Source organism: Aurantimonas sp. HBX-1 (genome assembly GCF_021391535.1).
In the GTDB taxonomy this organism is placed as follows: domain Bacteria; phylum Pseudomonadota; class Alphaproteobacteria; order Rhizobiales; family Rhizobiaceae; genus Aurantimonas.
This window is the reverse complement of the sequence record NZ_CP090066.1, coordinates 2,549,723-2,563,681: the sequence shown is the minus strand read 5'-3', so window position 1 is coordinate 2,563,681 and position 13,959 is coordinate 2,549,723. Positions and strand designations below refer to the sequence as shown.

At 68.1% G+C, this 13,959-nt stretch carries 13 protein-coding genes and 1 tRNA gene; 13 read left to right on the top strand and 1 reads right to left on the bottom strand.

The window, feature by feature from the left end; translation table 11 throughout:
* Positions 1-30 precede the first annotated feature (30 nt).
* The 5 genes from LXB15_RS12120 (at position 31) to LXB15_RS12100 (ending at position 6,468) form a co-directional block, all read left to right on the top strand.
* The gene (locus LXB15_RS12120) at positions 31-1,815 is read left to right on the top strand and encodes an acetolactate synthase 3 large subunit (protein WP_255696592.1); all 1,785 of its coding nucleotides are present in this window, start codon (positions 31-33) and stop codon (positions 1,813-1,815) included.
* A gap of 118 nt (positions 1,816-1,933) precedes the next feature.
* Positions 1,934-2,506: an acetolactate synthase small subunit gene (gene ilvN / locus LXB15_RS12115; protein WP_233948699.1), complete on the top strand. Its 573-nt coding sequence runs from the start codon at positions 1,934-1,936 to the stop codon at positions 2,504-2,506.
* Between the two features lie 51 nt (positions 2,507-2,557).
* The gene (locus LXB15_RS12110) at positions 2,558-3,151 is read left to right on the top strand and encodes a LysE family translocator (protein ID WP_233948698.1); all 594 of its coding nucleotides are present in this window, start codon (positions 2,558-2,560) and stop codon (positions 3,149-3,151) included.
* A 77-nt stretch (positions 3,152-3,228) separates the two neighbouring features.
* Entirely contained in the window at positions 3,229-5,223 is a 1,995-nt protein-coding gene (locus tag LXB15_RS12105) for a PAS domain-containing sensor histidine kinase (RefSeq protein WP_233953148.1), read from the top strand.
* Between the two features lie 117 nt (positions 5,224-5,340).
* Positions 5,341-6,468 (top strand): ATP-dependent RecD-like DNA helicase, encoded by a 1,128-nt coding sequence (locus LXB15_RS12100; protein ID WP_233948697.1) that lies wholly within the window; start codon positions 5,341-5,343, stop codon positions 6,466-6,468.
* Between the two features lie 85 nt (positions 6,469-6,553).
* Here the strand turns inward: LXB15_RS12100 and LXB15_RS12095 are convergent, their stop codons facing one another.
* Positions 6,554-7,996: an apolipoprotein A1/A4/E family protein gene (locus tag LXB15_RS12095; RefSeq protein WP_233948696.1), complete on the bottom strand. Its 1,443-nt coding sequence runs from the start codon at positions 7,994-7,996 to the stop codon at positions 6,554-6,556.
* A gap of 206 nt (positions 7,997-8,202) precedes the next feature.
* On the opposite strand from LXB15_RS12095, the gene LXB15_RS12090 reads away from it, so the two are divergent.
* From LXB15_RS12090 to LXB15_RS12055, 8 genes are all read left to right on the top strand, one after another.
* Positions 8,203-8,943 (top strand): pyridoxine 5'-phosphate synthase, encoded by a 741-nt coding sequence (locus LXB15_RS12090; RefSeq protein WP_233948695.1) that lies wholly within the window; start codon positions 8,203-8,205, stop codon positions 8,941-8,943.
* Between the two features lie 212 nt (positions 8,944-9,155).
* The gene (locus tag LXB15_RS12085; RefSeq protein ID WP_233948694.1) at positions 9,156-9,755 is read left to right on the top strand and encodes a hypothetical protein; all 600 of its coding nucleotides are present in this window, start codon (positions 9,156-9,158) and stop codon (positions 9,753-9,755) included.
* A gap of 96 nt (positions 9,756-9,851) precedes the next feature.
* Complete coding sequence (locus LXB15_RS12080) at positions 9,852-10,496, top strand: TetR/AcrR family transcriptional regulator (protein ID WP_233948693.1); 645 nt, start codon at positions 9,852-9,854, stop codon at positions 10,494-10,496.
* A 25-nt stretch (positions 10,497-10,521) separates the two neighbouring features.
* A complete protein-coding gene (ilvC, locus tag LXB15_RS12075) occupies positions 10,522-11,541 on the top strand; it encodes a ketol-acid reductoisomerase (RefSeq protein ID WP_233948692.1) in 1,020 nt (339 codons plus the stop codon).
* A gap of 267 nt (positions 11,542-11,808) precedes the next feature.
* Positions 11,809-12,225, top strand: coding sequence for a PilZ domain-containing protein (locus tag LXB15_RS12070; protein WP_233948691.1), 417 nt, complete (start codon positions 11,809-11,811; stop codon positions 12,223-12,225).
* Between the two features lie 107 nt (positions 12,226-12,332).
* Positions 12,333-12,408: transfer RNA gene (locus LXB15_RS12065), tRNA-Lys, on the top strand.
* Positions 12,409-12,626: 218 nt separating this feature from the next.
* Entirely contained in the window at positions 12,627-13,136 is a 510-nt protein-coding gene (locus LXB15_RS12060; RefSeq protein ID WP_233948690.1) for a GNAT family N-acetyltransferase, read from the top strand.
* Positions 13,137-13,187: 51 nt separating this feature from the next.
* Positions 13,188-13,880 carry a DapH/DapD/GlmU-related protein gene (locus LXB15_RS12055; protein WP_233948689.1) on the top strand — a complete coding sequence of 231 codons (693 nt, stop codon included), beginning with the start codon at positions 13,188-13,190 and terminating at the stop codon, positions 13,878-13,880.
* The last annotated feature ends 79 nt before the right edge of the window (positions 13,881-13,959 follow it).

Genomic DNA, 13,959 nt, shown 5'->3' with positions numbered 1-13,959 from the left:
TCCGGAACACGACACGGGAAGATCACGACGATGAACGCGACTGGCCAGACATTCGAGATGACCGGAGCCGAGATGGTGGTCCGCGCGCTGAAGGAGAACGGCGTCACCGACCTCTTCGGCTATCCGGGCGGCGCGGTGCTGCCGATCTACGACGAGATCTTCCAGCAGGAGGACGTCCGCCACATCCTCGTCCGTCACGAGCAGGGCGCCGGCCACGCGGCCGAGGGCTATGCCCGCTCGACCGGCAAGCCGGGCGTCATGCTTGTGACCTCGGGCCCGGGCGCCACGAATGCCGTCACCGCGCTGCAGGACGCGCTGATGGATTCGATCCCGCTGGTCTGCATCACCGGTCAGGTGCCGACGACGCTGATCGGTTCCGACGCCTTCCAGGAATGCGACACGGTCGGCATCACCCGGCCCTGCACCAAGCACAACTGGCTGGTGAAGGACGTCAACGACCTGGCGCGCATCCTGCACGAAGCGTTCCACGTCGCAACCACCGGCCGGCCGGGCCCGGTCGTCGTCGACATCCCGAAGGACGTGCAGTTCGCCACCGGCACCTACACGCCGCCCCCGGCGCAGCCGCGGCACGAAAGCTACCGGCCGCGGCTCGATCCCGACCGCGCGCGCATCGAGGCGGCGGTCGCGCTTTTGGCCGGCGCGCGCCGGCCGATCATCTATACCGGCGGCGGCGTCATCAATTCCGGGCCCGAGGCCTCGCAGCTGCTGCGCGAGTTCGTCGACCTCACCGGCTTTCCGATCACCTCGACGCTGATGGGGCTTGGTGCCTATCCGGCATCCGGCAAGAACTGGCTCGGCATGCTCGGCATGCACGGCACCTACGAGGCCAATCTCGCGATGCACGGCTGCGACGTCATGCTGTGCATCGGCGCGCGCTTCGACGACCGTATCACCGGGCGGCTCGACGCCTTCTCGCCGAACTCGCGGAAGATCCATGTCGACATCGACCCGTCGTCGATCAACAAGGTGGTGCGCGTCGAGGTGCCCGTCGTCGGCGACGTCGCGCATGTCCTGCGCGACCTGATCGCCTGCTGGAACGGGCAGGGCGCGGCGGTCGACGCGCCGTCGCTCGACGCCTGGTGGCAGCAGATCGACGGCTGGCGCGACCGCAACTGCCTCGCCTACCGGCCGAACGACGACGTCATCATGCCGCAATACGCGGTGCAGCGCCTCTACGAGGCGACCAGGGACCGCGAGACCTATGTCTCGACCGAGGTCGGGCAGCACCAGATGTGGGCGGCGCAGTTCTACGGCTTCGAGGCGCCCAACCGTTGGATGACCTCCGGCGGTCTCGGCACGATGGGCTACGGCCTGCCGGCCTCGATCGGGGCGCAGATCGCCCATCCGGACGCGCTGTCGGTCTGCATCGCGGGCGACGCCTCGGTGCTGATGAACATGCAGGAGATGTCGACGGCGGTTCAGCACGGCGCCAACGTCAAGATCTTCATCCTCAACAACCAATACATGGGCATGGTGCGGCAGTGGCAGCAGCTCCTGCACGGCAACCGGCTGTCGCACTCCTACACCGAGGCGCTGCCGGACTTCGTCAAGCTGGCGGAAGCCTATGGCGGCCATGGCATACGCTGCGAGAAGCCGGGCGACCTCGACGGCGCGATCGAGGAGATGCTGGCGGTCGACAAGCCGGTGCTGTTCGACTGCCGGGTGGCCAATCTCGCCAACTGCTTCCCGATGATCCCGTCGGGCAAGGCGCATAACGAGATCCTGCTGCCCGACGAGGCGACGGACGAGGTGGTCGGCCGCGCCATCGACGCCAAGGGCCGGGCGCTGGTCTGACCCGCGCCGCACCGGCTCAGAGGAATGCCATGACGGCGTGCGGCGTCCAGCCTTCGGATGCCGCCGCCTTTCACTTCACCGCGCCGTGCCGCGCAACCCGAAAGTGCCGAGTTCGACCATGAACAGCCCCGTTCAACCGCCTGCCTCCGCCTATTTCATCACGCCGGAGAAGGAGGCTATCGAGTCGCGCATCCTCGCGATCATCGTCGACAACGAGCCGGGCGTCCTGGCGCGGGTCATCGGCCTGTTCTCGGGGCGCGGCTACAATATCGAGAGCCTGACGGTCTCCGAGACCGAGCACGAGAAGCACCTGTCGCGCATCACCGTGGTGACCAAGGGCGCGCCGCACGTGATCGAGCAGCTGAAGAGCCAGCTCGACCGTATCGTGCCGGTGCACCGCGTGGTGGATCTCACTCGCGCGGCCGGCGAGGACGGCGAGAGCGGCCCGGTCGAGCGCGAGCTCGCCATCGTCAAGGTCGCCGGGCAGGGGGAGAAGCGGGTCGAGGCGCTGCGGCTCGCCGACGTGTTCCGCGCCAAGGTGATCGACTCCTCGATCGAGCATTTCGTCTTCGAGATCACCGGCAGGCCGTCGAAGCTCGACAAGTTCGTGGCGATCATGGCGCCGCTCGGCCTCGTCGAGGTCTGCCGCACCGGCGTCGCGGCGCTGTCGCGTGGCAAGGAAGGGATGTAGGCGCGCGCCTCTTCCCTTGAGCTGCGTCGCCGAGCGCCGATCGATCCGACCATGAGCACCGACGTCCTCCTTGCGCTTGCGGCCTTCGCCTTTGTGTCCTCGGTGACACCCGGGCCGAACAATTTCATGCTGCTGGCTTCCGGGGTGAATTTCGGCTTCCTCCGGACGATCCCGCATATGTGCGGCATCGCTTTCGGCTTCTGCCTGCTGCTGCTCTCCGTCGGCTTCGGGCTGGGGGCGCTGCTGACCGCCTATCCGCCGCTGCATCTGGCGCTCAAGATCGCCGGCGGCGCCTATCTTCTCTACCTCGCCTGGCGGATCGCCACGGCGCGCAGCGTCAAGGACGGCGGCGGCCGCCAGGCGCCGATGACCTTCCTGGAAGCGGCGGCGTTCCAGTGGGTCAACCCGAAGGCCTGGGTGCTCGCCGTTACCGCGATGGCGATCTACACCGATCCGGCCCGGCCGTTCCTCACCGTGCTGGTCGTCACGCTGGTCTTCGGCCTGATCAACTGGCCGAGCGTCTCGATCTGGGCGGCGTTCGGTGTGTTGCTGCGGCAGTTCCTCGCCGATCCCGTGCGGCTGAAATGGTTCAATGTCGCCATGGGCGTGCTGCTGGCGCTGAGTCTCGTGCCGCTGCTTCTGTAGCCGGGTGCCGGGGGCGGCTTGGTTCCTGGCCGGGCAGGACTATCTCCTGTCGCAATAACGATCCCGTGAGGAACATGATGGAAGGTACCGAGCGGTCCACGGCGTCGTCGAGCGAGGAGGGACGCTATCGCCTGCTGGTCGATGCCATGACCGATTACGCGATCTACATGCTCGACCCCGGCGGCATCATCGTCAGCTGGAACGCCGGCGCGCAGCGCTTCAAGGGCTACAGCGAGGCCGAGATTCTCGGCCAGCATTTCTCCCGCTTCTTCACCGAGGCCGACCGGCAGGCTGGCCTGCCGGAACGGGCGCTGCGGACCGCCGCCGCGGAAGGCCGGTTCGAGACCGAAGGCTGGCGGATCCGCAAGGACGGCACCCGCTTCTGGGCGCACGTGGTGATCGACCCGATCCGGCTCCCGACGGGCGAGCTGGTCGGCTACGCCAAGATCACCCGCGACCTCAGCGAGCGCCGGACCGCCGAGGAAGCCCTGCGGCAGAGCGAGGAACAGTTCCGCCTGCTGGTCAACGGCGTCACCGACTACGCCATCTTCATGCTCGACCCGTCGGGACGGGTGACCAACTGGAACCTCGGGGCGCAGCGGATCAAGGGCTACCGGCCGGACGAGATCGTCGGCGAGCACTTCTCCCGCTTCTACACGCCCGAGGACCGGGCCCGCGGTGAGCCGGAGCGGGGGCTTCGGACCGCGCTGGTCGAGGGGCGCTTCGAGACGGAGGGCTGGCGCGTCCGCAAAGACGGCACCCGCTTCCGGGCCAACGTGGTGATCGACCGGATCGACGACGACGCGGGCGCTGTCCTCGGCTTCGCCAAGATTACCCGGGACGTCACCGAGCGGGACGAGGCGCAGCGCGCCCTGAACCAGGCGAACGAGGCGCTGGCGCAGTCCCAGAAGATGGAGGCGATCGGCCAGCTGACCGGCGGCATCGCGCATGACTTCAACAATCTGCTGACGGCGGTGCTCGGCAGTCTGGAACTGGCCCGCAAGCGCGTCGCCGACGACCCGGCGGTGCTGGCGCTGATCGACAACGCGCTGAAGGGCGTGGAACGGGGCGCCTCGCTGACGCAGCGCATGCTGGCCTTCGCCCGCCGCCAAGACCTCGAACCGCGGCCGGTCGACTTGCGCGACCTTGTGGATGGGATGAACGCCTTCCTGCAGCGCTCGCTCGGCCCGCAGGTGACGATCAGGACGCAGTTCCCGGATCGGCTCGCTCCTGTCCAGGTCGATCCCGTGCAGCTGGAGACGGCCCTGCTCAATCTCTTCGTCAATGCCCGCGACGCCATGGACGGCACCGGCGAGATCCTGGTCGAGGCAAGCGAGGAGCGGGTGACGGACGGTGGCGGCGAGCTCGTCCCGGGCCGCTACGTGCGCCTTGCGGTGATCGACAGCGGCGAGGGCATGGACGAGGCGACGCTGGCGCGCGCCGCCGAGCCGTTCTTCACCACCAAGGGCATCGGCAAGGGTACCGGGCTTGGTCTCTCCATGGTGCACGGGCTGGTGCGCCAGTCGGGCGGCCGGCTGGCGATCCGCAGCAGCAAGGGCGCGGGCTCGACGGTCGAGCTGTGGCTGCCGCAGTCGCCGGATGCGCCGGCGGCACCCCTCGAGGCCGCGGAGGCGGAGCCCTCGGCTGCGGCGACCGGGCCGCTGGTCATCCTCGCCGTCGACGACGACGGCCTCGTTCTGATGAACACCACCGCGATGCTGGAGGATCTCGGACACACGGCGCTGGAAGCCTTCTCGGCGGACGAGGCGCTGGAGCACCTGCGCGCCGGCCACCGCATCGACCTGGTCATCACCGACCACGCCATGCCGCGCATGACCGGCAGCCAGCTCGCCGAGGTGATCCGGGCGGAGTGGCCGGAAATCCCGATCGTCCTCGCCACCGGCTATGCGGAACTGCCGCCGGGCGGCGACCGGTCGCTGCAGAAGCTCGCCAAGCCTTTCGGCATGCGCGAGCTGGAGGCGGCGGTCTGCGAGGCGATGGCGGGAGCGACGCGAGCGCCGGCGCGCATCCGCCGGCCCGCCGAGGAGGAAGCCGCGGGCCGGGATCGCTGACGGCCGCTGGTCGTGGCGATACGGCGGCGGGCGTGGGGTGAAATGGCCGTCCGCTCCGTATAGACATCACGGCGGAGGATTCGCGCGTCCGGTGCCGGGTCCACGACGGAGAACCGCTTGAAGCTTTCCCCCCAGCAGGACGACGCGCTGATGGCGGTGGCCCGCTGGCTGGAAGCCGGCGAGACGCCGATCTTCCGCCTGTTCGGCTACGCCGGCACCGGCAAGACGACACTGGCGAAGCATTTCGCCGAGGGCATCGACGGCGCCGTGCAGTTCGCTGCCTTCACCGGCAAGGCGGCGCAGGTGCTGCGCTCCAAGGGCGCCCGCAGCGCCCGGACGCTGCACTCGCTGATCTACCGGCCGCGCGGCGAGGAAACCGTGGCGGACGAGGCGAGCGGCGTCTCGCGAGTCTCGCCAACCTTCTCGCTGAACCGCCAGAGCCCCGTCGCCAAGGCCAAGCTCGTCATCGTCGACGAATGCTCGATGGTCGACGAGGCGCTCGGCCGCGATCTCATGTCCTTCGGCACGCCAATCCTGGTGCTCGGCGATCCCGGTCAGCTGCCGCCGGTCTCGGGCGGCGGCTTCTTCACCGAGGCCGAGCCCGACTTTCTGCTCAGCGAGATCCACCGCCAGGCCCGCGACAACCCGATCATCGAGCTGGCGCTGCACGTGCGTGAGGGCAAGGAGCTGATGTATGGCGACTGGGGTACCGCCAAGATCATCTCCAAGCGCGACGTCGAGACGGAGAAGGTGCTGGCGGCCGACCAGGTGCTGGTCGGCACCAACCGCACGCGCCGGCGCTACAATGCCCGGCTGCGCGAGCTGAAGGGCTTCGAAGGCATGCTGCCGATGGCCGGCGACAAGCTGGTCTGCCTGCGCAACGACCCGCCCAAGGGCCTGCTCAACGGCTCGCTCTGGCAGGTGCTGACCGCCTCGCGCGAGACGACGAAGCCGGGCATCAACCTGATCGTCAAGCCGGACGACGACGACATCGACCAGGGGGCGGCGAAGATCCGGCTGCTGAAGGCCGCCTTCGAGGAGCCGGACGCGGAAGTGCCGTGGTCGACCAAGAAGCGCTTCGACGATTTCGACTACGGCTACGCGCTGACCGTCCACAAGGCGCAGGGCTCGCAGTGGAACGACGTCATGCTGTTCGACGAGAGTTGGGCCTTCCGGGACACCCGCGAGCGCTGGCTCTATACCGCCATCACCCGCGCCGCCGAGACGCTGACCATCGTCAAATGACCAAAGCGGCGGCGCTCTGAGGCGCCGCCGCTTTGGTCATTCCCGTTCGAGCAGCCGGTTCCGGCCGGACGGGCGGCTTGCCGTGTCAGCAGCCGGTGGCCGACAGATAGGCGGTGCCCGCCTCGATGCGGTCGAGGGTGATCGAGCAGCCGTCGCCGACGTCGGCAGCGGCGCCAGTCGCGAGGAGCTGGCGGCCCGAACCGACGACGTAGATCGTCGCCTCGGTGTCGGTGACGCCCGACAGGAACACCCGATGCTCGCCGAAGCTGGCCGTCTGGCCGGTGGTGATGCCGGACGGCTCGCCGGCCGCTGCGGCAGGAGCCGGTGTTGCCGCTTCTTCGGCGGGCGCTGCAGGAGCAGCGGGAGCCGGCGCTGCTGCCGGGGGTGCCGCGGCCGGGGCTGCAGCCGGTTCGGCCGGCGCTGCTGCCGGAGCCGCAGCCTCGGCGGGAGCCGCCTCTTCCGCCGCCGGGGCGGCGCCGGCATCGCAGCCTTCCGAACTCAGCGTGACCGTGCCGTCCGCGATGCTGTCGACGGTCACGGTGCAGCCGTCGCCGGCGTCGAGGGAACTGCCGACGGCAACCCGCTGGCGCTCGCCGCCCACCGGGAAGAGCGTCGCTTCGTTCTCGGTGAGTCCAGAGACGAAGATGCGCGTATCGCCAAAGATCGCCGTGTCGCCGATCGGCAGGGTAGCGGTGTTCGCGGTTCCGGCGGCTGGAGCCCCGACAGCTGCGGGTTCCGCCGCTGGCGCCTGGGCGACCGCAGCAGGTACGTCGGCGACGGGCGCTTCTGCCGCGGCAGCCGGTGCATCGGTCGCGGCGGTGCCGCAGCCTTCCGACGACAGATAGGCGGCGCCAGCTGCGACACCCGCCAGAGTCACCGAGCAACCGTCGCTGATGTCGATCGCCTCGCCGGCCGCCACGTCCTGCGGCTCGCCGCCGGCAACGGCCAGCGTCGCGGTGCCGGCTTCGGCCGAGATGGCCGACAGCACAACGGGGCTGCCGCCATAGAGCGCCGACTGGCCGGGAAGCAGGATCGCTCCGGTATTGCCGATCTGCGCAGCGAGAGTGGCGGCGTCGCCCGCTCCGGCCGCAGGGGCGGACGCATGGCCCTGTACGGCCTGCGATATCGCGTCGGTGCGGGCCGCGAGGTCGGCTGCCAGCTGGTCGACGCGCGCCTGCAGGGCGTTCACCGCTTCGGCGACGCCGCCGCCCGCCTGGCTGGCCTGCTGCTGCAGGCTCTGCGACAGGGCGTCGGTGCGGGTCACAACCTCGGCCCCCAGCTGGTCGACACGGGCCTGCAATGCGTTGATCGCCTCCCCGACATTGTTGCCGGCCGCCGCGGCGTCCTGCGGCACGCGCTGGCTGAGCTCGGCGACGTTGGTCTGCAGCTGAGCGATCGGCGCCTGCAACTCGCCGATGCGCTCCGACAACCGCTCGTTGACGTCGTCGATGTCCGGCCCTGCCAGCCAGCCGATCAGGAGGCCGACTAATCCTGCAATGACGATCGGGATGAAACGTGTACCGCCCATGGCGTCCTCCTTGCGTGGTTGCCTGTAGTGACTAGCCAGCCGGCGCCGCTGTCAACCGGAAAACCTCCCGAAGGCGGCTTGGCGATCGCCTCAGTCCTGCCCGGCGTTCCCCGGCGGCCAGCCTGGCGCGGCGGTTGCGGACCGTGGGACGGCCCGGCGAATGTGTGTTAACTGCGCGCCACCATCCGCCGTCGCTGGGGACTGCCATGCCTGCCGAACTCTCCGTCAATCTGAATGCCGTCGCGATGCTGCGCAACCGCCGCGACCTGCCCTGGCCGAGCGTCGTCGACCTGGGGCGTATCGCGCTCCGCGCCGGCGCCCACGGCCTTACCGTGCATCCGCGGCCGGACCAGCGGCATATCCGCTTCTCCGACCTGCCGGCGCTGCGCCAGCTGATCGACGAGGAGTTCCCGCAGGCCGAGTTCAACATCGAGGGCTACCCGAGCGAGGCGTTCCTCCGGCTGGTCGCGGCGTCCCGCCCCGAGCAGGTGACGCTGGTGCCGGACGATCCGTCGCAACCGACCTCCGACCATGGCTGGGATTTCGCCGCCGACGGCGACATGCTGGCGCCGATCGTCGCGCAGCTGAAGGAGCAGGGCGCCCGGGTGTCGCTGTTCGCCGATGCCGATCCGGATGCGATGGCGGCGGCGGCGGCCACCGGCGCCGAGCGCATCGAGCTCTATACGGGTCCCTACGGGGCGACCTTCGACGACCCGGCCGCCGCCGTCGCCGAAATCGAGCGGCTCGGCCGCACCGCCGATGCCGCCCGCGCGGCGGGGCTCGGCGTCAATGCCGGGCACGACCTCACCGTCGCCAATCTGCCGGCGCTGGTCGCCCGCATCCCCGACCTCGCCGAGGTCTCGATCGGCCACGGCCTCACTGCGGACGCACTGGAATATGGCATGGCCGAGACGGTGCGGCGGTTCCGCGCCGCGCTCGGGCAGTAGCGCGCGGCTGTCGCGACCATCGCCGCGGTTTCCCGGGCGGCCCGCTCGGCAGAACGCCTTGGCGGCGGCGCGACGGTCTCGCCCACGGTAGGCGACTCGTCCTTGCCCGCATGCGGGTTCGCTGCCGCTCCTCGCCGTCATCCGCCGCCGGAAGCTGCGGCGTTAAAGGACCGGCACAGAAATCATTAGGATTTTTACGGTACCCAGCGGACATGCGGTCCGTTTTTCGTCCTGTGCCTGTCATCGCCTTGTGCGCCGTGTTCCTCGCGCTCGCCGGCTGTGCGACCAAGCCCAGCCAGATCAACAATGTCTGCGCCGTCTTCGCCCAGAAGGATGGCTGGATCGGCAATTGGCACAGCGCGGCGCAGAGCGCCGAGCGCAAATACGGCGTGCCGGTGCCGGTATTGATGGCGACGATCCGCATCGAATCGGGTTTCGAGCAGAAGGCCCGCCCGCCGCGCCGCAAGCTGCTGGGCTTCATCCCGTGGAAGCGGCCCTCGACGGCCTATGGCTATTCGCAGGCGTTGGACGGGACCTGGGACGAATACCGCGACGCCACGGGCAGCGCTTTGGCACGGCGCACGAGTTTCGCCGACGCGGTGGAGTTCGTCGGCTGGTATCACCGCCGCAGCCACGATCAGAACGGCATCGCGCTGAACGATGCCTACAATCTCTATCTCTCCTATTATGCCGGCCACGCCGGCTATCGGCGCGGCGTCTGGCGCAACAACCCCGGCATGCAGGCGGCCGCGCGGCGCGCCGCCGACATGGCCCGCAGCTACGACCAGCAGCTGCAGGGCTGCCGCCTCTAGGCATTTTCATTCTAGCGCTTCGCAGGCCCCTTGCGGGGGAGTCGCGGATCGACTAGAAGCCGAACCGTAACGTACGGTACGGACCGGCCAGCACGCATGATCATCGCCGAGCAGCAGGAACAGGGGTTCACCACCCGCCAGGGCGAGGTCCTCGACGCCGTGCTGTCGCTTCTGGTCGAGGGCCGCGAGGCGCTGACCATGTCGGCGGTGGCGCGACGGGCGAGCTGCTCGAAGGAGACGCTGTACAAATGGTTCGGTGACCGCGACGGGCTGCTGGCGGCGACCGTCCGGTGGCAGGCATCGAAGGTGCGGGCCGGCAACTGGGACCGCCAGAAGCTCGATGCCTCGTCGCTGGAGGAGAGCCTCTGTGCGTTCTGGGCCAACTGGCTGAGCGTCATCGCCAGCCGAACGTCCATTGCGCTCAACCGGGTGGCGGTGATTCATGCCGGGACGGCCAGGAGCAATCTCGGCGCGATCGTGCTGGCCAACGGCCGCTTCGCCATCGGGGAACGGCTCAAGCCGCTTCTCGAGGCGGGCAGGGAGGCCGGGCTGCTGGCCTTCGACGACGCGGAAGAGGCCTTCCGCACCTATTTCGGCCTGGTCGGCCGCGACCTGCAGATCCGCCTTCTCCTGGGCGATCGCGTCGAGCTGACCGAGGCGGAGCGCACGCATGAGGCAGCGCGCGCCACCAAGCAGTTCTTCGCGCTCTACGGGGCGGGAGATGACACCCCACACACCTGACTTCACGAAACGGAAGGATAGCAGCATGCGTGTCTATTACGATCGCGACGCCGATCTCAACCTCATCAAGTCCCGCAAGGTCGCGATCATCGGCTATGGCAGCCAGGGCCGCGCCCATGCGCTGAACCTCAAGGATTCCGGCGTCACCGACCTCGTCGTCGCGCTGCGTCCGGGCTCGGCCACCGCCAAGAAGGTCGAGGCCGACGGCCTGACGGTCATGTCGGTCGCCGAGGCGGCCAAATGGGCCGACCTGATGATGATGGCGACCCCGGACGAGCTCCAGGCCGAGATCTGGAAGAACGAGATCGAGGCCAACATCCGCGACGGCGCCGCCATCGCCTTCGCCCACGGCCTCAACGTCCACTTCAACCTGATCGAGCCGAAGAAGACCATCGACGTCGTGATGATCGCGCCGAAGGGCCCGGGCCACACGGTGCGCAGCGAGTTCCAGCGCGGCGGCGGCGTGCCGTGCCTCGTCGCCATCGACCACGACGCCTCCGGCAACGCCCTCGACCTCGCGCTGTCCTACGCCTGTGGCGTCGGCGGCGGCCGTTCGGGCATCATCGAGACGACCTTCAAGGAAGAGTGCGAGACCGATCTGTTCGGCGAGCAGGTGGTGCTCTGCGGCGGCCTGGTCGAGCTCATCCGTGCCGGTTTCGAGACCCTGGTCGAGGCCGGCTACGCGCCGGAGATGGCCTATTTCGAGTGCCTGCACGAGGTGAAGCTGATCGTCGACCTGATCTATGAGGGCGGCATCGCCAACATGAACTACTCGATCTCCAACACCGCCGAATGGGGCGAGTACGTTACCGGCCCGCGCATCATCACCGCCGAGACCAAGGCCGAGATGAAGCGGGTGCTGAAGGACATCCAGACCGGCAAGTTCACCTCCGACTGGATGATGGAGAACAAGGCCGGCCAGTCGCGCTTCAAGGGCATCCGCCGGATGAACGACAGCCACCAGATCGAGGAGGTCGGCGAGAAGCTCCGCGGCATGATGCCGTGGATCAAGTCCAACGCCCTGGTCGACAAGGCGCGCAACTGACCGCATCGGTCGCGCCCGCGATCTGACCCAGCGCCGATCCTGGCCCGTCCCAGCGCTTCGCCGCCGGAGGCGGGCAGGGATCAAGCCAACGCCGGCGTGGACCCGGCGCGTCCCTGACGCATCGGCGCCCCAGCGGCGCCCAACGAGAAGCGACGGCTGGCCCGACCGGCCGTCGCTTTCCGGCCTATCGAAGTTTTCCCGCCCCGTTCAGCTTTTGCAAAGGTTTCGTTGCGATCATCGCGCGTGCGAAACCTCACGGAGGCCACCATGGGAGCGCTTCCCGAGCTCGAGCCGGACGGATCGGAACGCCGCGTCGCGCCGCGCATGCGGACGCTGAAACGGGCCAAGATCATCTTCAACGGCGGTTTCTCGACCTTCGACTGCATCCTGCGCAACATCTCGGCGACCGGCGCGCTGCTGACCATCGACGAGGCGGCGCACCTGCCCAAGGAATTCCAGATCCGCATCGGCGAGGAACGCGACGAGCGGCCCGCCAAGCTGGTCTATCGCCGCGGCATGTTCGCCGGCATCCGCTTCCTCGACATCGCCGCCGAGGAGGACGAGGAGCGCAGCCCGCTCGTGCGTCACGACGCCGGCGATTCGGTCGAGCGCGGCATCCGGCGCGTCGAGCCGGAAAACCTGCCCTATGCGCTCATCCGGCTGATGCCCTGGACGCGCCGCTGACCGCAGCGGGCCTGGGCGGGACGGCGACCGCCCGAATACGGCGACAAGGGGGTGGACAGGCCCGCCCCCACCGACTATATCGCCGCTACCGAGCGCTTCGGCGCCGTGGGTGATTAGCTCAGTTGGTAGAGCAGCTGACTCTTAATCAGCGGGTCGTAGGTTCGAACCCTACATCACCCACCAAATTTTCCGCAGAGACTGCAAAGAGAGACGCCGGACAGGCTGGTCGGGCGGTACGCCCGCCGCCGGGATTGCGATTTCGGTTGCCGTGCGCGTGCTTCCGGCTGAACTGCAAGGTTGACGGCAACCGCTTCCCACCCCGATCAGACGGTCAGACCCCTGCATCGAGCTGAAGCGGAGAGTGCGATGCTGCCGGGTCGACGAATCCCTGGGAGGGCACGGTGATCATACGCAATGCTCGATCCAGCGAGCTGGAGGCTCTGGCCGCCGTAGGTCTGGCGGCATGGCGGAAGGGCATCGCGCCTCTCGTGCCGGCACATGTCGCAGCGAAGCTGAGCCAGACAAATCCCTTTGTGCCGTTCCTGAAAGCACTCGGTACGAATGTGCTGGTGGCCGAAATCGATGGCCACCCTGCCGGCATCGGCGCTTGCGAGCGGCAGGATGACGAGATCAGCGACGTGTGGGTTGATCCGGCTTTCGAGGGGCGGGGGGCAGGCAGCGGACTCGTGACATTCCTCGAGGCTCGTATCCAGGCGGCTGGCTTTGCGACCGTCCGGATACAGGTGGCTGCAGCGAATGCACGAGCCCTCGGGCTCTACCAGCACCTTGGCTATCGCGAAGTCTGGCGGAAAGTCGCTCTCGACGCGGTTCTGGAGACCGAGTTGGAAAAGGTCGGGCTGGAGAAACCGCTGACCCCACCGGCATCCGGAAGCGTGTCCGCTTCCGGTTGAAGCGAGCCGTGAGCAGCCGGTCTTCTTCCGACCCCACATTGCCGTAAGAGCGTGAAGCGCCTTGCCCGACATCTGCCGGTGGCTCACGTTCATCAATGGGTGACAATGATAGAGAAGGAACCCAGTATCGTGGAGGGTGGCTTGATATCCGAGTACGTCGCCGAGTGGGCGACATCGCCCTTCTGCAACAATGATCTGCCAGCATGGCTGATCGTGCAGGAAGCAGCGTCGCTTGTCCGGGATGCTCTTTCGACGACAAATGGCGGTTATCGCGTGGAAGGCGAATTCGCCGTTCATCGGTCTGCTGCGGTCGAGGCGGGAGTTGTTCTCCAGGGGCCCGGCATCATCGGCCCGCGCTGCTTTATCGCTGCCGGATCATATCTCAGGGGTGGCACTTATCTGGCCGAGGATTGTGTCGTTGGGCCTGGCTCCGAACTGAAAACCAGCTTCATGTTCTCCGGATCAAAGATTGCCCATCTCAATTTCATCGGCGATTCGATCATCGGGTCGAGCGTCAACATTGAAGCCGGGGCGATTGTCGCGAACTATCGCAACGAACTGGCCGACAAGACGATTCGCATCAAGCTCGGGTCGGAGGTGATCGACACGCGCGTGTCGAAATTCGGTGCGTTGATCGGCGACGATGTGCGGATCGGCGCCAACGCGGTCGTGGCCCCAGGCGCCTTGATCCCGCCCGGCACCAAGGTCGCCCGCCTTCAACTGGTCGATCAGTACCCATACTGAACCCCGTATGGTCAGCTTCTGCCCAGTGCCCCCGAGGTCTCGATCGCGACGAAGGCCGAAGGAGGCAATCTGCACCCTT